The 530-nt window shown below is 48.3% G+C and carries 2 protein-coding genes; both read left to right on the forward strand.

The window, feature by feature from the left end:
- Positions 1-272, forward strand: a 272-nt coding sequence (locus N1032_RS27650) for a hypothetical protein (protein WP_259543933.1), incomplete at its 5' end; no start/stop codon positions are given.
- A partial coding sequence (locus N1032_RS27655; RefSeq protein ID WP_259543934.1) for a hypothetical protein occupies positions 272-530 on the forward strand: 259 nt, incomplete at its 3' end. The genes N1032_RS27650 and N1032_RS27655, both read left to right, overlap by 1 nt.

The raw sequence follows: 530 nt of genomic DNA on the forward strand, positions 1-530 counted from the left end.
TTCAGGATAGCTTCCATCGTCGTGGACAAGCTGAACCCCATCTTCAGCGTCAGAGAGAACAGCAAGCACAACAGCAAGATACTCAGAATCGTTCTGGTGCATTGCTTAATCAGATTGCTCAGGAATCTGTTATGAATCCTGCTAAAGGTTCTCCGATGGATCCGAACCAACCTGGTCCAGCTATTCAGAATCTATCTGAACCGAGTGCTCCAACTCAGGGTGCCCCTGAACAGGGTGCTCCACAGCCGCCACAACCTCAAGGAGGCATGTAATGGCAGGTCTATATGACAGCGTCTCCGAGAAGGGGATTCTTTCTGCTATTGGTGATAATCCAGTAGGCAGATGGGTACAGAGTAAGTATCCAGAATCACAATTGAAACATGATGTAGGTGGTGCAATCCTTAAAGCACGTGATACTCTTACAGGCACTGATGCAGGCGCTATCCCAGTTCCACAGGAACAGGCGGATAAGAACCTTCAAGACCGTGTAGGTGCATTACAGAGCGATGTACAAGGTATGTTAGCTCCAA

Source organism: Herbiconiux daphne, from assembly GCF_024979295.1.
Taxonomy (GTDB): Bacteria; Actinomycetota; Actinomycetes; order Actinomycetales; family Microbacteriaceae; genus Herbiconiux; species Herbiconiux daphnes.